At 73.2% G+C, this 16200-nt stretch carries 15 protein-coding genes; 8 read left to right on the forward strand and 7 right to left on the reverse strand.

Annotation, left to right across the window (positions count from 1 at the left end; translation table 11 throughout):
- Nucleotides 1-98 precede the first annotated feature (98 nt).
- Nucleotides 99-563, reverse strand: a complete 465-nt coding sequence (locus tag ACZ4TG_RS25975; protein WP_468166847.1) for a nitroreductase family deazaflavin-dependent oxidoreductase — start codon at nt 561-563, stop codon at nt 99-101.
- 107 nt (nt 564-670) lie between these two features.
- On the opposite strand from ACZ4TG_RS25975, the gene ACZ4TG_RS25980 reads away from it, so the two are divergent.
- Complete coding sequence (locus ACZ4TG_RS25980; RefSeq protein WP_468166849.1) at nt 671-1735, forward strand: LysR family transcriptional regulator; 1065 nt, start codon at nt 671-673, stop codon at nt 1733-1735.
- Nucleotides 1736-2157: 422 nt separating this feature from the next.
- Here ACZ4TG_RS25980 and ACZ4TG_RS25985 read toward each other — a convergent pair whose 3' ends face one another.
- Nucleotides 2158-2343 carry a hypothetical protein gene (locus ACZ4TG_RS25985; protein ID WP_468166851.1) on the reverse strand — a complete coding sequence of 62 codons (186 nt, stop codon included), beginning with the start codon at nt 2341-2343 and terminating at the stop codon, nt 2158-2160.
- 193 nt (nt 2344-2536) lie between these two features.
- Between ACZ4TG_RS25985 and ACZ4TG_RS25990 the strand changes: the two genes are divergently transcribed.
- Nucleotides 2537-3880, forward strand: a complete 1344-nt coding sequence (locus ACZ4TG_RS25990) for a carbohydrate-binding protein (protein ID WP_468166853.1) — start codon at nt 2537-2539, stop codon at nt 3878-3880.
- Nucleotides 3881-4012: 132 nt separating this feature from the next.
- Here the strand turns inward: ACZ4TG_RS25990 and ACZ4TG_RS25995 are convergent, their stop codons facing one another.
- From ACZ4TG_RS25995 to ACZ4TG_RS26005, 3 genes are read right to left on the reverse strand one after another with little or no spacing between them, the layout of a single operon-like run.
- Complete coding sequence (locus ACZ4TG_RS25995) at nt 4013-5023, reverse strand: YdcF family protein (protein ID WP_468166855.1); 1011 nt, start codon at nt 5021-5023, stop codon at nt 4013-4015.
- 51 nt (nt 5024-5074) lie between these two features.
- On the reverse strand, nt 5075-6640 hold the full coding sequence (locus tag ACZ4TG_RS26000) for an N-acyl-D-amino-acid deacylase family protein (RefSeq protein WP_468166857.1): 1566 nt from the start codon (nt 6638-6640) through the stop codon (nt 5075-5077).
- Between the two features lie 2 nt (nt 6641-6642).
- Nucleotides 6643-7923: an amino acid deaminase gene (locus ACZ4TG_RS26005; RefSeq protein WP_468166859.1), complete on the reverse strand. Its 1281-nt coding sequence runs from the start codon at nt 7921-7923 to the stop codon at nt 6643-6645.
- A 151-nt stretch (nt 7924-8074) separates the two neighbouring features.
- On the opposite strand from ACZ4TG_RS26005, the gene ACZ4TG_RS26010 reads away from it, so the two are divergent.
- Complete coding sequence (locus tag ACZ4TG_RS26010) at nt 8075-8899, forward strand: IclR family transcriptional regulator (protein ID WP_468166861.1); 825 nt, start codon at nt 8075-8077, stop codon at nt 8897-8899.
- The gene (locus tag ACZ4TG_RS26015) at nt 8896-9306 is read left to right on the forward strand and encodes a RidA family protein (RefSeq protein WP_468166863.1); all 411 of its coding nucleotides are present in this window, start codon (nt 8896-8898) and stop codon (nt 9304-9306) included. The genes ACZ4TG_RS26010 and ACZ4TG_RS26015 overlap by 4 nt, the downstream gene beginning before the upstream one ends.
- Nucleotides 9307-9359: 53 nt before the next feature.
- On the opposite strand, the gene ACZ4TG_RS26020 is transcribed toward ACZ4TG_RS26015, so the two are convergent.
- Both ACZ4TG_RS26020 and ACZ4TG_RS26025 read right to left on the reverse strand, forming a co-directional pair.
- Nucleotides 9360-10697 (reverse strand): M14 family metallopeptidase, encoded by a 1338-nt coding sequence (locus tag ACZ4TG_RS26020; protein ID WP_468166865.1) that lies wholly within the window; start codon nt 10695-10697, stop codon nt 9360-9362.
- Nucleotides 10698-10826: 129 nt separating this feature from the next.
- A complete protein-coding gene (locus ACZ4TG_RS26025) occupies nt 10827-12518 on the reverse strand; it encodes a chitinase (RefSeq protein ID WP_468166867.1) in 1692 nt (563 codons plus the stop codon).
- A 361-nt stretch (nt 12519-12879) separates the two neighbouring features.
- On the opposite strand from ACZ4TG_RS26025, the gene ACZ4TG_RS26030 reads away from it, so the two are divergent.
- Genes ACZ4TG_RS26030 through ACZ4TG_RS26045 form a run of 4 tightly spaced genes read left to right on the forward strand, consistent with a single transcriptional unit; the run spans nt 12880 to nt 16199 of the window.
- Complete coding sequence (locus ACZ4TG_RS26030; RefSeq protein WP_468166869.1) at nt 12880-13776, forward strand: hypothetical protein; 897 nt, start codon at nt 12880-12882, stop codon at nt 13774-13776.
- 43 nt (nt 13777-13819) lie between these two features.
- Nucleotides 13820-14521: a Flp pilus assembly protein CpaB gene (gene cpaB / locus ACZ4TG_RS26035; RefSeq protein WP_468166871.1), complete on the forward strand. Its 702-nt coding sequence runs from the start codon at nt 13820-13822 to the stop codon at nt 14519-14521.
- Between the two features lie 7 nt (nt 14522-14528).
- Complete coding sequence (locus ACZ4TG_RS26040) at nt 14529-15806, forward strand: AAA family ATPase (RefSeq protein ID WP_468166873.1); 1278 nt, start codon at nt 14529-14531, stop codon at nt 15804-15806.
- Between the two features lie 3 nt (nt 15807-15809).
- Complete coding sequence (locus ACZ4TG_RS26045; protein ID WP_468166875.1) at nt 15810-16199, forward strand: TadE family protein; 390 nt, start codon at nt 15810-15812, stop codon at nt 16197-16199.
- The last annotated feature ends 1 nt before the right edge of the window (nt 16200 follow it).

Consider the following 16200-nt stretch of genomic DNA (forward strand, 5'->3'; position numbering starts at 1 on the left):
GGGGGGGGGGTGGTTGTGGGGGGGGGGGGTGGGGGGGGGGGGGGGGGGGGGGGGGGGGGGGGGGGGGGGGGGGTTCCGCGTCCCCGCCGCCCCCCCGGTCACGCGCCCGCGTGGCCCGTCCGCTCCAGGATCACCACCGGGATCACCCGGGGTGCCGCGGCCGCCTGGTAGTCGTCGTACAGCGGCCACAGGGCCGTCATCGCCTCCCAGTACATCTCCCGCTCCTGCGGGCTCGCGGTACGCGCCGTCGCCTGGAAGGTGAAGGCCCCGGTCTGGAGGCGGACCTCCGGGTGGGCGCGGAGGTTCTCGTACCAGGCCGGGTGTGCGGGTGCGCCCGAGGCGGCGGCCACGACGAGGATGCGGCCGGCGTCCCGTGCGTAGATCAGCGGGGTGCGGACGGTCCGGCCGGAGGCGCGGTCGACCGTGGTCAGGAGGAGGGTGGGGACGCCGTGCCAGAGGTGGCCGTCGAGTCCGCCGGAGGACACGTAGTCGCGTACGTGGTCCAGGGCGTGGCCCGGTCTCGGGTCGGTGGGGTGGTCCCAGTCGATGGTGACGGTCTGCATGGCGGCTTCCTCCGGGTTCCGGCCCCCGTCCGGCTAACGAGCCTCCATCGATTCTGGATGCGGCCGACCCGTAGCGCACGTCCGCTGGTCTGAACCAAGCTCGGGGCATGGATCTGGAGCTGAGACACCTCAAGATCGTCAGGGCCGTCGCCGACGCGGGGAGCCTGACGCGTGTCGCGACCGTGCTCGGGCTGGCGCAGCCCGCGCTGAGCACCCAGCTGAAGCGGATCGAGCGGGCGCTGGGCGGGGATCTGTTCGTGCGCGGGCGGGAGGGCGTACGGGCCACCGCGCTCGGGGAGCTGGTGCTGGAGCGGGCCCGGGTGGTGCTGCCCGCGGTGTGCGGATTACAGGAGGAGGCGGTGCGGTTCGCGCGGCAGGGCGCACCCGGCTACCGGCTCGGCGGCACGCACGGGCCGCTGCTGGGCGGGCTCGTGGACCGGCTGGCCAGGGCGGAGCCGGGGGTGCCGGTGACCACGTACACGGCGTGGTCGGAGCGGGAGATCGCCGGGGGCGTGGCGGCCGGGCGGCTGGACTTCGCGCTGGTCGGGGTGTGCGGGGAGAGCGCGCCGCCGGAGCCGTTGCCGGCGCCGCGGGGGCAGCCGCCGGCGTGGGCCGAGGTGGCGCGGGATCCGGTGCACGTGATGCTGGCCGAGTCGCATCCGCTGGCGCTGCGCGGGGAGGTGGAGCTGGCCGAGCTGGCGGCGGAGGCGTGGACGGACGTGCCGGGGGACGGGTGCTTCGGGGACTGCTTCGCGGCGGCGTGCGTGCGGGCGGGGTTCACGCCGGCGTGCGTGTACGAGACGGACACCGCTTCGTGCGTGCACCTGGTGCAGGTGGGGCGGGCCGTGGGGCTGTGCCGGGCGACGTTCCCGGCGACGCCCGGGGTGGTGACGGTGCCGCTGGCCGGGGCGCCGCTGGTGTGGCGGCACCTGCTGGGCTGGCACCCGGGGGCCGCTTCCGCCGCGCGGGCGGAGGCCGTGCTGGCCCACGCCAGGGCCGCGCACGGTGACGCGCTGGCCCGGGCGGGGGCCGGAGCCGGGGCCCGAGCCGGGGCTGCGACCGCCGGGCCCGGGGTCGTAACCGCCGCCGGGGGCGGGGCCGGGCCCCGGCTCGCAACCGGGGTTGCGGCCGCTGCCGCGCCCGGGGCCACCGTCGCGGTCCGCCGGGGGTGATACCGCTCCCGCGCCCCGGGCGCGGTCGGCCCCCGCCTTGGGCGAGCGCGGCTCCGCCTTGGGCGAGCGCGGCCCCGCCCTGGGCGAGCGCGGCCCCGCCCCGGACGAGCGCAGCCCCCGCCCCGTACACCGGCGGGTCTGGACCACGCCGGCGTACGGGGCGGGGGTTTCGGAACGGGTTCCGGGGCGGGGTTCCGGGCCGTAGAGCCGCAGCCTGGATCCGCGAGCCTGGATCCGCGACGGACCGCGCTACACCGGCCCGGACCGCAACGGACCGCGCCACACCGTCCCGGACCGCGGCCGACCGCGCCGTACCCGTCCCGGGCCGCGGCGGAACCTTGGCGGTGCGGCGCGGTGTGACCGGGACGGAGCCCCGGAAAGGTCGCCCCGGGGAAGGGAGCGTGAGCTACGGGAAACGTCCGTTACGGAAGGTAGCGTTCGAGCGCCGCCGGGCCCTCCTTCTCGATCAGCTTGCGCGCCTTCTCGAGCCGCTCCGGAGTCGGCTCCTGGCCGCGTGCCATGACGAGGTCCTCGGGGTCGAACGGCCGCTCCGACCCCGTGTAGAGGTGGGCCGGCCCCTTGGGCTGCTGGTCCGATTCAGTGTCCATCGCGTACCTCCTCCAGTCCCCCTGGCCCCCATCCTGCGGCGACATCGCCATGAACGCACCTCGGCCGCGGAACCGAGCCGGGCTCCGGCCGGGCATAGCACCGAGGGAGGGGGCAACCGGCAGCTGCCGCGCGGTTGTTCGGGTTTCTACGGTTTCCACCAGCCCCCCGCTCCGGAGACCGAGGAGATCCCCCATGCTCAAGCGACACGCCCGCGCGGCGTGTACCGCCCTGGCCGCCGCCGGGCTGCTGTTCGCCGGGACGACCGGCGCCGGCGGCGCCCCCGCCGAGGGGCCGCAGACCGCCGCGGCCACCCTGCGCACCGCCGACGCCCCGCCCCAGCTGCTCGCCGCGATGCAGCGCGACCTCGGCCTGACCCCCACGCAGGCCAAGGCGCGGCTCGCCCACGAGGCCGAGGCCGGGGCCACTGCCGCCCGGCTGCGGGCGCGGCTCGGTGAAGCCTTCGCCGGGGCCTGGGTGGACGGGCCCGACGCCGGCGTCCTGACGGTGGCCACGACGCGGTCCGCCGACGCCGGGGCCATACGCGGTTCCGGGGCGGTCCCGAAGGTGGTTCCGCACGCCCTGGCGGGTCTCGACTCCGCCCGGGCCGCGCTCGACCGGGCCGCCACCGCCGCGACGCCGGTGCGGTACGTCGACCCGCGCGCGAACGCCGTGGTGGTGGAGGAGGCGGAGCCCGGGGCGGCGGCCCGGCTGCTCGCGGCCACCGGGGTCGACGCCGGGCTGGTCACCGTGGTGAAGGCGGGGAAGGCGCCGCGGGCGCTCTACGACCTGCGGGGCGGCGACGCGTACTACATGAACGGCAGCGGGCGCTGCTCCGTCGGCTTCCCGGTCACCAGGGGGACCACGCAGGGCTTCGCGACGGCCGGCCACTGCGGCCGTGCCGGGACCACGACCAGCGGGTTCAACCAGGTCGCCCAGGGTTCCTTCCAGGCGTCGGTCTTCCCCGGCAACGACATGGCCTGGGTGGCCGTGAACGCCGGCTGGACCTCGACCCCCTACGTCAAGGGCAGCGGCGGGGCGAACGTCCAGGTCACCGGCTCCGTTCTACAGCCCGTCGGGGCCTCCGTCTGCCGGTCCGGGTCGACCACCGGCTGGCACTGCGGGACCGTCCAGCAGCACGACACCAGCGTCACGTACCCGGAGGGCACCATCTCCGGGGTGACCCGTACGACGGTCTGCGCCGAGCCCGGCGACTCGGGCGGCTCCTACATCTCCGGCAGCCAGGCCCAGGGCGTCACCTCGGGCGGCTCCGGTGACTGCTCCGGCGGCGGGACCACGTTCTTCCAGCCGCTGAACCCGATCCTGTCCACGTACGGGCTGACCCTCAAGGTCACCGGCGGCGACCCGGGCCCCGGCCCCGGGGACCCCGAGCCGGGCGGCACCTGGAAGGCCGGCGCCGTCTACGCGGCCGGCGCGAACGTCACGTACGGCGGGGCGGGCTACCGCTGCCTCCAGGGCCACCAGGCCCAGACGGGCTGGGAGCCGCCGAACGTCCCGGCGCTGTGGCAGCGGCTGTAGCGGGGAGGCCGTAGCGGGAGGCCGTAGCCCGGTGGCCGTAGCGGGGCGGACCGGTCAGGTGTGCCGTGGTGCCAAGGGGGGCGCCGCGGCACACCGCGCGCCCCATCCGGCCACCGGCCACCCAGCCCCCGACTACCCGGCCACCACCGTCAGCAGCACCCCGCAGGCGAACAGCGCGCCGCAGATGGCGAGGTTGACCGCCCGGTGCTCCATGAACACGGCGGCGAACTCGCGGATGGTGGCGCTCGGCCAGAAGTACGCGGCCGTCGGCGAGCCCAGCACCTGCCCGTTGACCCCGGCCTTGCGGGCCATCATCGCGGCCCGGAAGGCGTGGAAGTTGTTGGTGACCACCACGCAGCGGTAGCCGGGCCTGGCCTCGGTCATGATCGTCCTGCTGAGGGAGAGGTTCTCCTCCGTCGTCCGGGACCGGTCCTCCAGCACGATGTGCTCCGCCGGGACGCCCGCCGCGATCAGCCAGTCGGCCATCGCCCGCGCCTCGGCGACCTTCTCGTCGGAGCCCTTGCCGCCCGAGGGCAGCAGGACCGGCACCGCACCGCCCCGGTCGCGCTGGGCCGCGTAGATCGCCATGCCCTTGCGCAGGCGGGAGGCCAGCAGGGGCGGCACCCGGTCGCCGCCGGTCAGGCCGGAGCCCAGCATCACGACGTAGTCCACGTCGCCGCGGACCTTGATCCGGCCGTAGAGGTAGGCGTAGGCGAGGAAGCACAGGAAGAGGAACGAGACGTAGACCGCGATCATGATGATCATGGCGGTCATCCCGGCCACCTTGGTCGAGCCGCTCCCCATCGCGACGGCCGTCAGCGCGAGCAGCGCGAAGATCGCCAGTCCGGCCAGCAGGGACAGCAGGTTGCCGAGGCTGCGGCCCTCCTTGCGGACCATCGTCACGCCGTTGGCGACGAGGAAGCAGCCCAGTGCCACCACCCCGAGGGCGGGCACCAGGAACACCGTGAGCAGGACGAGGGTGGCGAGCATGTCCGGCAGGTGCTTGAGCTGGTAGAGCAGGGCCAGGGACAGGCTGATGAAGGTGAGCCCCAGCAGGACGGCGTTCCGGAAGCGTCGGCGGTCCTCCCGGACGCTGACGCAGAAGGCGACGAACAACACGGCAGCGGGGGCGAAAACGAGCATGTCGCCCATCGTAGGTGTCAGAAGTGATCGCCCAACGGGCCGAGTGCGTCCTCAGCGGCCGGAGCGTGGAGTGCGCCGTACCGAGCGCCCCGCCAGGACGTCCGTCCTGCGCCCGTCCCGCATCACGAACCGTCCGTCGATCAGCACGTACGGGATGCCGGTCGGCAGGACGCGCGGATCCTCGTACGTGGACCCGGCCGCGACCGTCCCCGGGTCGAACAGGACGAGATCGGCCCGGTACCCGGCCCGCACCAGGCCCCGGTCGGGCAGCCGCAGCCGCGCCGCCGGACGGCCGGAGAGGTGGGCCACGCACTCCTCCAGCGACAGCACACCGAGCTCGCGGACGTAGTGTCCGAGGTAGTGGGGGAAGGTGCCGTAGGCCCGCGGGTGCGGCTTCGCGCCTTGCAGGATGCCGTCGGAGCCGCCGGTGTGGGCCCGGTGGCGCATGATCGCGCGGACGTTGTCCTCGTGGCCGACGTGCTGGAGGACCGTCGGCCGCAGCCGGTCCCCGAGCAGCAGCCGCCGGGCCGTGTCCCAGCCGCCGGGGCGCGTGCCGACGTACGCCCCGAACGCCGGGTCGCCGACGCCCGAGATCTCGATGGTCGACCAGTCCAGCGGCACCCCGTGGCAGCCGTCCGAGCCCTCCACCTCCAGCGCGTACCGGATCCGCTCGGCCTCGGCGTCGTCGCGCAGCCGGGCGAGGACGGCCTCGGGCCCGCCCGCGTTGGCCCAGCTGGGGAGCAGGGCGACGAGGGTGGTGCAGCCGGGGGTGTACGGGTAGCTGTCGAGGGTGATGTCGGCGCCGTCGGCCAGCGCCGCGTCGAGGAGGCCGAGGAGCTCGTGGGCCCGGCCCTCGTTCTCGTCGAAGTTCATGGTGGCGTGGGCGAGGTGGAGCGCGCAGCCGGCCTCGCGGGTCATCTCGACCATCTCGGCGTAGGCGGCGAGCGCGCCGCGCCCGTACGAGCGGTGGTGGGGGCAGTAGTAGCCGCCGTACGGGGCCAGCACCCGGCACAGCTCGGTGAGTTCGGCGCCGGAGGCGTACATGCCGGGGGTGTAGGTCAGTCCGGAGGACATCCCCACGGCGCCCTGCGCGAGCCCTTCGGCGACGAGTGTGCGCATCCGGTCGAGCTCGGCGGGGGTCGCCGGGCGGTCGTCCCAGCCGAGGGCGTACGCGCGGACCGTCCCCTGGGGGACGAGGTAGGCGGCGTTGACCGCGACGCCCCGGTCCAGGCGGTCCAGGTAGCCGCCGACGTCCCGCCAGTCGAAGTCGATGTCGTCGCCCGGGCCGTTCCACCCGGCGATCGCGGCCCGGACCTCGCCCAGGGTGCGTTCGTCGGCGGGTGCGTAGGAGAGGCCGTCCTGGCCGAGCACCTCCAGGGTCACGCCCTGGGCGGCCTTCGCGCTGTGGTCGGGGTCGCGGAGCAGGGCGAGGTCGCTGTGGGCGTGCATGTCGACGAACCCGGGGGCGAGGGCCAGGCCGTGGGCGTCGAGGGTCCGGCGGCCGCCCGGGAGCCTCCCGATGGCGGCGATCCGGCCCTCGTGGACGCCCACGTCGGCGGTGTACGGGGGCCTGCCCGTGCCGTCGACGACGCGGGCGCCCCGGATGACGAGGTCCATGCCTAGAAGAAGGTCCGGACGTAGTCGGTGACCGTCCCGTCCGCCTCCACGACCGGGATCAGCGGCCACTTCTCGAAGATGGTGCAGGGGTGGGACATGCCGAGGGCCACCCAGTCGCCGACCTGGACGTCGTCCGCCGAGTCGGTCTCCAGCCAGGCGTGCTGGTCGGACAGTTTGACCACGCGGACGCCGGTGGCGGGGCGCTCCGTCCCGTCGAACGCGTCGCGCACCAGCTCCGCCTCGGGCAGTCCGAGGTCGTAGGCGATGTCGCGCTTGCCGGCGTTGACGAAGGCCTGGGTGGGGGAGGGGCGGGAGACCACCTGGGTCCACAGCCGGAACGCGGGGCGCAGGCCGCCTTCCTCCGGAACGCGGTTGAAGGGGGTGAGGCGGGTGTACCAGCCGTGGTCGTGGGAGACGTACGCGCCGGAGCGCAGCAGCTTCAGGACGGGCCGGGAGAGTTCGGGGATCTGCGCGAAGACGTCGGCGACGGCGTCGAACCAGGCGGAGCCGCCGGCGCTGACGACGATCTCCTCGACGTCGGAGGAGAACCGGCCGGCCTTGTCGAACTCGGCGGCCAGGCCGGTGAGCCGGCGCAGGTAGGCGTGCACGCTGTCCGGGTCGGCGCCGGGCACCTCGGCCTCGTAGCCGGCGATGCCGACGAGGCGCAGGGTGTCGCTCTGTGCGACGGCGTCCGCGACGGCGCGGCAGTCCTCGTCGCTGCGGGCGCCCGTGCGGGCCCCTTCCCCGGCGCCGAGCTCCACGACGACGTCCACGACGGCGGGCCGGCCGCGCAGGGCGCGGTCCATCAGCTGTACTCCGCGCACGGAGTCGACGTAGCAGACGAAGCGGAAGCCGGGGTCGGCGGCGAGCTCGTCGGCCACCCAGTGCAGGGCGGCCGGGTCGACGAGCTCGTTGGCGAGGAAGATCCGCTGGATGCCGAAGGCGCGGTACACACGGGCCTGGTGGGGGACGGCGGCGGTGATGCCCCAGGCTCCGTGGTCCAGCTGCCGCTGGAACAGCTGCGGGGCCATGCAGGTCTTGCCGTGCGGGGCGAAGGCGAGGTGGTGGCGCCGGGCGTAGGTCTCCAGTGCGGCGAGGTTGTGGGCGAGCGCGTCCGCGTCGAGGGTGAGGACGGGGGTGGTGAATCCGCCGCCGTGGAGGCTGCGGCGCTCGGCCGCCAGCTGCCCGACGGTGAGGGAGGCCCGCTCGGCGTCCGGGGGGAGGCCCTTGAATCGGTGGTCGACCGGTTCGTCGGCGAGCCGTCGGACTGCTTCGCTGCCCATGCGGAATCCTCTCGCGTTGCGTGGTGTGCAACGTTCGTTGCGGGTGGTGCCTGTGGCTGTCTAACATCCGGGATGACGACGGGTCAACGGTGTCGGTTCCGTCCGCCGCCGTGCGCAGCCGCGGCGAAGGCCCGGTACGAGAGGACACGGCGTGAGCCAATCGGTGGAGCGGGCGCTGCGGATCCTGCCCGGGCTGGCCCGCGGGCCGGCCGGGCTCGGCGAGGTGGCCGAGTCCCTCGGCGTGCACAAGAGCACGGCCCTGCGGCTGCTGCGGACCCTGCACGAACACGGCTTCGTGTACCGGCAGCAGGACGGCCGCTACCGCCTCGGCGCCCGGCTGTTCGCGCTCGCCGCCGAGGCCATCGAGCACCTCGACATCCGCGAGGTCGCCCATCCGCACCTCGTCGAGCTGAACCGGCTCACCGGCCACACGGTGCACCTCGCGCTCCACCAGGACGACGAGGTGGTGTACGTGGACAAGGTCGACAGCCGCTACCCGGTCCGCATGTACTCCCGCATCGGCAGGCCCGTCCCGCTGACGGTGGCCGCCGTCGCGAAGCTGCTCCTCGCCGACCTCCCGGAGGCCGAGCGGCGGGCCCTGGCCGGCCGGCTGGAGTACCCCGCCTACACCGCCCGCTCCACGCCCGACGCGCAGGCGTTCCTGCGCGAACTGGACCTCGTACGGGAACAGGGCTGGGCCACGGACTTCGGCGGGCACGAGGAGTCCGTCAACTGCGTCGGCGCGCCCGTGCGCGGGCCGGACGGGCGGGTCGTCGCCGCCATGTCGGTCTCCGCCCCCACCGTGGTCGTGGGCGCCGAGGCGCTGCTGGAACTGCTGCCCCTGGTGCGCCGCACCGCCGACACCATCAGCCGCGAGTACTCAGGCTCCGGCTCCGTACAGGACCCCGTACCGGGATCCGTACAGGACCCCGTACAGGACCCCGTACCGGGATCCGCACAGGAGGAGACGTCGTGACCGACAAGACCGCCATCACGCCCGGCACCCACACCACCCCGCCCGCGAGGTTCTCGCACGGCGTGCGCAAGGGGAACATCCTCCAGGTCGCCGGCCAGGTCGGCTTCCTCCCGCACGTGGACGGGCAGCCGCCCACGCCCGCCGGGCCGACCCTGCGCGCGCAGACGCTCCAGACGCTGGAGAACGTCCGCTCCGTGCTGGAGGCCGGCGGTGCGGGCTGGGACGACGTGATGATGATCCGCGTCTACCTGACGGACACGGACCACTTCGCCGAGATGAACGAGCTCTACAACGCCTACTTCGAGGAGCAGGGGCTGAAGGAGGCCCCGGCCGCCCGGACCACGGTGTACGTGGGCCTGCCCGCCGGGCTGCTGGTCGAGATCGACGCGCTCGCCGTCCTCGGCTGACGCGCCGCCGGGGCGCCCCCCTGGCGGTGGGGCGCCCCGGCGGGCCGGGCGGCCTAGACGCAGTACTGGGCTTCCTTGCCGATGGAGCGGTACATGCAGTCCGCGTTCTCCAGCAGCTGGAGCACGGCGTCCTTGTTGCGCGCCGTCTCGCGGTCGATCACCTCGTCGGGCGGGTAGAAGCCGCCCCCGCCGCCCGATTCGGACGGGTACATCTCGAAGGTGTAGGAGAAGATCTTCTGGTTGCCCCACAGCCAGTCGTCGATCGTCCCGTCGGTGATGTACAGGTCGCTCGACTGCTCCGGCGTGTAGCCGTTGCTGGCCGCCATGCTGGTGCCGATCTTCTTGTACACGGCGAGGTCGTCGGCCGTCAGGCCGGGCGCGGTGTCGTTGTACGTCCACCCGAACGGCCACAGGACGAGCTGGCTGTACGTGTGGAAGTCGATGGCGGCCTTGATCTGCTGCTTGCCGCCGACCACGCGGCTGCGCACGAAGTCCGCGACGACCTTCACCTCGGGCGCCGACTCGCCGGCCGCGCCGCGGTAGGTCTCGGAGCTCTTGCTGCTGCTGGAGCCGCCGCAGCAGCCCCACTTGTAGTTCCAGTTGCGGTTCAGGTCCGTGCCTACGTACGAGGAGCCGGAGTTCGGCTGCCGGTTCTTGCGCCAGGAGCGGTAGGAGCCGGTCGCGATGTCGTACTCGCCGCCGTCCGGGTTCAGGTCGGGGACGATCCAGATCTCGCGGCCGTTGACGGCGTTGGTGACCCGGGCGTCGGTGCCGTACTTGGAGCCGAACTCCTTGAGCAGGTACAGCGCCATCTCGACCGTCAGGTGCTCACGGGCGTGCTGGTGGTGGGTGAAGAGCACCTCGGGCTCGGCCTCGTCGGTGGCGACGTTGTCGCTGATCTTGATCGCGATCAGGTCCCGGCCCTGGTACGACTTCCCGATCACCTGCTTGCTCATGATCCCGGGGTACTGGGCGATGCGCTGGTCGATCTCCGCGGTCGCCTCGGCGTAGTTGTGGTATTTCGAGTCCGCGGAGGGGAAGTCCATCGGGCTGGCCGCGACGCCCCGCTCGGTGCGGTCCGGCGGGCCGGGCAGTGCGGTCAGGGTGTAGCCGAGCTTGCGCAGGGCCTTGGCCTGCATGGTGTCGGCGCTGACCACGACCGAGCGGGCGTCCACCTCGTCGATGGAGACGCCCGTGCGGAGCAGGGCGGTGCGCTCGTCGGCCGTGGACGGGCCCTGGATCTCGTACTGGACGATGGCCTCGTCCTGGGTCGAGGTGGACGGGACGGGCGGTGTGGATGCCGTAGCGCTCAGGCCGTAGGCGGGTGCGCCGAGCGCGAGCGCCAGCAGGGCCGCCGTGACGGCGGCCCTTCGGCGGTTGTGGAGCCGCATGCGTTCTCCTGGGTGGGAGTGTGGGGTAGCCGTGCGGACGCGCACAGCGTGCTCTTGTGGCATGTCCGGGTCAAGAATCGGAAACCAGCCAAAATGACCCGGCGCACTGCCACCTCACACCCCTACCGCCTACGGGAGGCTGTGGACCTTCGGACCCACCGCGTTGGACCAGGCACTACCCGCCTTGGCGTCCCAGTTGGTCGACCAGGTCATCGCGCCGCGCAGTGCGGGGTAGGTCTTCGACGGCTTGAAGGACCCGCAGTTCGTGCCCCGGGCCAGGCAGTCCAGGGCGTTGTTCACGACGGTCGGCGAGACGTAGCCGCTGCCCGCGCCGCTCGGGGAGGCCGGGACGCCGATGCCCACCTGGGAGGGGTCGAGCCCGCCCTCCAGCTGGATGCAGGCCAGGGCCGTCAGGAAGTCCACCGAGCCCTGGGAGTAGACCTTGCCGTCGCATCCGTTCATCGAGCCGCTGTTGTAGTACTGCATGTTGACGACGGTCAGGATGTCCTTGATGTTGAGCGCCGTCTTGAAGTAGCCGCCCTGGGTGGACTGCATGTCGATCGTCTGCGGGGCCATGGTGATGACGAGCGAGGGGCCCGCCTTCGCCGACAGGGAGCGCAGCGCCTGCGTCATGTAGGTCGGGTTGAGGCCGTTCTCCAGGTCGATGTCGATGCCGCTGAAGCCGTACTCCCGCATCAGCGCGTACGCGGAGTTCGCCAGGTTGTTCGCGGACGTCGAGTCGTTGACCGAGATGGTGCCCTTCTCGCCGCCGACCGACAGGATGACGGACTTGCCGGCCGCCTTCTTCGCGGCGATGTCCGCCTTGAACTGGGCGACCGTGTAGCCGCCGAGTCCGGCCGAGTCCAGGTTGAAGGCGATGGCGCCGGGCGTGGCCGTGGCATCGGCGAAGGAGACCGCGATGATGTCGTACTGTGCCGGGACGTCCGAGATCTTCTGCACGGTCGCGCCGTTGTTGAAGTTCTGCCAGTAGCCGGTCAGGGCGTGCCTGGGGACGGCCGGGTTCGGGTCCGGGTTGCCGCCGCCGGTGGTGGTGCCGGTCACCGGCGCCGACCGCGGGCCCTCGCCCGCCGCGTTGTACGCGCTCACCTGGAAGGAGTACGAGGTGGCCGCGGCGAGGCCGGTGATCTGCGCGGAGGCCTGGGACACGGTCTTGACGCGGACGCCGTCCTGATAGACGTAATAGCCGGCGGCCCCGCTGACCGGGTTCCACGAAAGGGTGAGGGCGTTCGCGCTCTGGCCGGAAACGGCGGCCCCGGCGGGCGCGCCCGGAACGCTCGGGCCCGGGTCCGTGCCGCCGCCGTCCGGGCCGAAGACGCTGAACTCGTCCACGATGTAGGCCGGCTGGCCGTACCAGCCGTGCGTCCAGACGGTGACCTGCGTGGTGTCCGGGCCGGTGGAGAAGGTGGTCGACAGCTTCTGCCAGCCGCCGCCCGAGCCGGGGGTCCAGGTGGACACGTCCTGGGTGCCGGTGCCGGTCGCGCCCAGGTAGACGTACGAGCCCTGCACCTGGGTGCTCAGCGTGTACGTGGAATTCGGCTTGACCGTGACGGTCTGGCTGCACTGCGCGTTGTCCTGGCCCGCCGGGGTGGCCTTGAGGGCGCCGGAGCCCGCGAAGACCGGTGAGGAGACGGCGGCCCCGCTGCCGCCGGTGCAGGACCAGGCGGCGAGACCGGACTCGAAGCCTCCGTTGCGGGCGACGTTGACGTCGGCGGCTTGCGCGGTACCGGCGGCGAGGGCGGTCAGGCCGCCGGCGGTGAGGGTGGCGGCGCCCAGCAGGGCGAGGGAGCGTATGCGGTTCACGAAGGCTCCGGTGGGGGGGAGAAGGGGCTGTGAAGGGCGTGGCAGGGGTAAGTGGGGTACCCGGCAGCCAAGTTGGTCCAGACCAATCTCCGTGTCAAGGGTCTTTGCAAAGTGGCTTGAAATGCGCGGTATTCCGGTCGTGTGCCGATCCCTGTTGTCCGGGTTTTTGGCCACCTGTGACCTGTGGTCGTGGCACGGGAATCCACAAGCCCCTGCCCTGTCAGGGGGGACGCGGATATGGTGCTGAGGCAAGGGGGAGCTGCACGGATCGTTTGCGGTCGCGCAGTGCGTGCGCGTACTTGGGGACTACGTGGCGGGCGTGCGAACGACCGTGGCGTACAGGGTGAACGGGGGGATTCGCGTGCCGACCGCCATTGCTGTCACCACTGCCGATCTGGTGCTGCCGGCCCCCGACCGGCACACCCCCTCCGCCGCCCTGCTGCGCCCGCCCGGCCGGATCGACCTGGACGGCGCGCTCGCCGAGACCACCGCCCTGCTGGAGCGGCACGGCCACCTCGTCGTCGTCGTACCGCCCTGGCTCCCGCCCGCCACCAGGCGTCGGTTGCACACCGTTCGGGCCATCCTGGAAACCGACCGGATCGCGCTCCTCGACATCGACCTGCCTCCGCTGGGGACGGCCCTGCTGGTGCGTCAGCTGCGCCAGCTCAGCGTCTGCGACTTCAGCCCCGGAGTGCTCGCCTCCGCCGCCCGGCTGCTGCCCCACTACATCTACGCGGGCGCCCTGCTGGGCAGCGTCGCCAAGCTCGACCGGGTGCCGGTCGGGCTCAAGGCGCACGCCCGGTCCTGGTCGCCGAGCGCGCAGTTCGCCGTACTCGCCCACCCCACCCCGCACCTGGTCAAGCTGGGCGCCTCCGCCGGGTCCTCGGGCGCCCACAGCGGCGGCGGATCGGCCGGCGGACTGCCCGCGGGTCCCGGCTTCGCCACCCACCTCACCTTCGCCCGCGGGCAGCTCGCCTCCGACTGGGTGGCGGCCGAACTGGCCCCCGCCTGGCAGGTGCAGGGGGTCATGGAGAACCCGCTGCCGGCCGACTCGCCCGCCTGGTGGGCCACGCCGAAGCTCGTCGAGTTCGCCGCCGCCATCCCGGACGTGTCCGTGCTCTACCAACTCGTCGCCTCGGTCCGCCGCGAGGAATGCCGCTGGTGCGGCTTCGAGCTCATCGGCGACCGCTGCGGCTTCTGCTCCGCACCGCTGACCGCACCGCCGCCCGCGGCCGCGCAGTCCCGTTCCAGACCCTGACCACCGGCCCGAACGAACGAAGAACGGCGAGGTAGTACGGCCCATGAACTCACGCCAGCGCCGCGGCGTCATCCTCCTGCTCCTGTCGGTCCTGTGCGCCCTCGCGGCGTTCGCCGGGGTGCTCGTGGTGATCGGCGACGTCAACTCCAAGGTCGGTGCCGAGGTCGTCGCCTACCGCGTGAAGGGCGACATCGCGCCGTACAGCGCGCTCACGGCGGGCCAGTTCGAGGAGGTCACGGTCCCCAAGCGGTGGCTGTCCGAGACCGCGGTCACCGACCTCGGCGCGCTCAAGGGCAAGATCGCGCTCACCACCCTCAAGAGGGGCTCGCTGCTCCAGGCGGACATGTTCGTCGACAAACCGCAGCTGCAGGCCGGGGAGCAGGAGATCGCCATCATGATCGACGCGGCCACGGGCGTCGCGGGCAAGATCACCTCGGGCGCGAAGGTCAACATCATCGCCACCTTCAAGGGGGCCAAGGACACCGACCCCTCCCGATCGGTGATCATCGTCGCCAACGCCCGGGTCCTCGGCGTCGGCAAGCTCACCGCGCTCGACAAGGACAGCGACAAGAAGGGCCCGGCCGAGGCCGTCCCGATCACGTTCGCGCTGAACACCAAGGACACCCAGCGCGTCGCCTACGCGGAGTCCTTCGCGGAGCACGTACGCCTGGCCCTGGTGGCCCCCGGCACCGACTCGGCGCCCAGCCCGAGCGACCGCACGTACACCCTCGACGGGGACAAGTGAGGCCCGGATGAGCACCCGAATCCTCCCCGCGTCCGGCGACCCGGACGCCGCCCGCGCCATCTCCACCCTCCTCAGCCAGCTCCCGGACGCCGAGCCGGCCGGGCCCGTCCCCGACTCCACCGCGCTGCTCGACACCCTCGCGCGCCTGGCCGCGGAGTCCATCGACGAACTGCCCGAAGTGGTCCTCGTCCACGAGCGGATCGGCCCGCTGCCCGCGCTCGAACTCATCCGCGAAGTCGCCCTCCGCTTCCCGGCGGTGGGCGTGGTGCTGGTCTCCTCCGACGCGGGACCCGGATTCTTCGCCGCCGCGATGGACTCCGGAGCCCGCGGCCTGATCGTGCTGCCGCTCGCGTACGAGGAGCTCGCCGCCCGCGTCCAGGCTGCCGCCCAGTGGGCCGTGGGCGTACGCCGCCACCTGGGCCGCGGCCCCGAGCTGCCCACCGGCCCCGGGGGCCGGGTCGTCACCGTCGCCGGAGCCAAGGGCGGTGTCGGGACCACCTTCACGGCGGTGCAGTTCGCGCTGGCCGCGGCCGCCTCCGGGCGGCGCACGGCCCTCGTGGACATGGACCTCCAGGCGGGCGACGTGGGCTCGTACCTCGACGTGCAGTTCCGCCGCTCCATCGCCGACCTCGCCGGGATCCAGGACATCTCCCCGCGCGTCCTCCAGGACGCCGTGTACGACGACCGCACCGGGCTGGCCCTCCTGCTGGCCCCGGCGGACGGCGAACGCGGCGAGGAGGTCGACGAACGCGCCGCCCGGCACGTCGTCACCGCGCTGCGCGCCCGCTACGAGCTCGTCGTCATCGACTGCGGGACCCAGGTGACCGGGGCCAACGCCGCCGCCGTGGAGATGGCGGACGTGGCCGTCCTGGTCACCACCCCCGACGTGGTCTCCGTACGGGCGGCCAAGCGGATGGTCCGGATGTGGGAACGCCTCCAGGTGCGCAAGGCCGAGGACACCGCGATGGTCGTCAACCGCTGGAGCAAGCACACCGAGATCCAGCCCGCGCTGATCGAGAAGATCACCAGGACGCGCCCCACCCGCACCCCGGTCCCGGCCGCCTTCAAGGAACTCCAGGCGGTGGTCGACGCGGGCCGGGTCCAGGACCTCGACAACCGCTCGACGGTGAAGCAGGCCCTGTGGACCCTGGCGGCGGAACTGGGACTGCTCGCGGCCCCCGCCACCGCCGCCCAGGGCGATCCGGCGGGCGCGGGCACGGGCGCGGCACTGGCGGTACGGGCGGCCGGGCCCATGGCCCGGCTGCGCCGGGGCCGGGAGGGCTGACGGATGCCCGCGCGGAGATCCGTACGGGGGCGGGACCGGGGCCAGGACCGGGACCGGGGCCAGGTGGCGGTCGAGTTCGTCGGGATGGTGCCGCTGATCCTGCTGCTCGTGGCGGCGGTGTGGGAGTGCGTACTGATCGGGTACGCCTTCTCGCTGGCGGGCAACGCGGCGGACGAGGCGGCGCGGGTGGGGGCGGTGCACGGCGACGGCCCCTGCGCGGCGGCGGCGGGCAAGTACATCGGCGGCGCCTGGAACATGACGTCGGAGTGCGGCGCGTCGGGCGACATCTACAAGGCCACCGTCAAGCTCAACATCCCCGTCTTCTTCCCGGGGCTCGACATCGGCGTCCCCATCACGGGCGAGGGCGGCTCCGCGCTGGAGAAGGAGGACTGAC

This window comes from Streptomyces sp. NPDC028314, from assembly GCF_055565795.1.

What these genes read in the sequence shown, in the direction of transcription:
- ACZ4TG_RS25975 (WP_468166847.1), bottom strand. Translation starts at nt 563, where the DNA reads ATGCAGACCGTCACCATCGACTGGGACCACCCCACCGACCCGAGACCG.
- ACZ4TG_RS25980 (WP_468166849.1), top strand. Translation starts at nt 671, where the DNA reads ATGGATCTGGAGCTGAGACACCTCAAGATCGTCAGGGCCGTCGCCGAC.
- ACZ4TG_RS25985 (WP_468166851.1), bottom strand. Translation starts at nt 2,343, where the DNA reads ATGGACACTGAATCGGACCAGCAGCCCAAGGGGCCGGCCCACCTCTAC.
- ACZ4TG_RS25990 (WP_468166853.1), top strand. Translation starts at nt 2,537, where the DNA reads ATGCTCAAGCGACACGCCCGCGCGGCGTGTACCGCCCTGGCCGCCGCC.
- ACZ4TG_RS25995 (WP_468166855.1), bottom strand. Translation starts at nt 5,023, where the DNA reads ATGCTCGTTTTCGCCCCCGCTGCCGTGTTGTTCGTCGCCTTCTGCGTC.
- ACZ4TG_RS26000 (WP_468166857.1), bottom strand. Translation starts at nt 6,640, where the DNA reads ATGGACCTCGTCATCCGGGGCGCCCGCGTCGTCGACGGCACGGGCAGG.
- ACZ4TG_RS26005 (WP_468166859.1), bottom strand. Translation starts at nt 7,923, where the DNA reads ATGGGCAGCGAAGCAGTCCGACGGCTCGCCGACGAACCGGTCGACCAC.
- ACZ4TG_RS26020 (WP_468166865.1), bottom strand. Translation starts at nt 10,697, where the DNA reads ATGCGGCTCCACAACCGCCGAAGGGCCGCCGTCACGGCGGCCCTGCTG.
- cpaB (WP_468166871.1), top strand. Translation starts at nt 13,820, where the DNA reads ATGAACTCACGCCAGCGCCGCGGCGTCATCCTCCTGCTCCTGTCGGTC.
- ACZ4TG_RS26040 (WP_468166873.1), top strand. Translation starts at nt 14,529, where the DNA reads ATGAGCACCCGAATCCTCCCCGCGTCCGGCGACCCGGACGCCGCCCGC.
- ACZ4TG_RS26045 (WP_468166875.1), top strand. Translation starts at nt 15,810, where the DNA reads ATGCCCGCGCGGAGATCCGTACGGGGGCGGGACCGGGGCCAGGACCGG.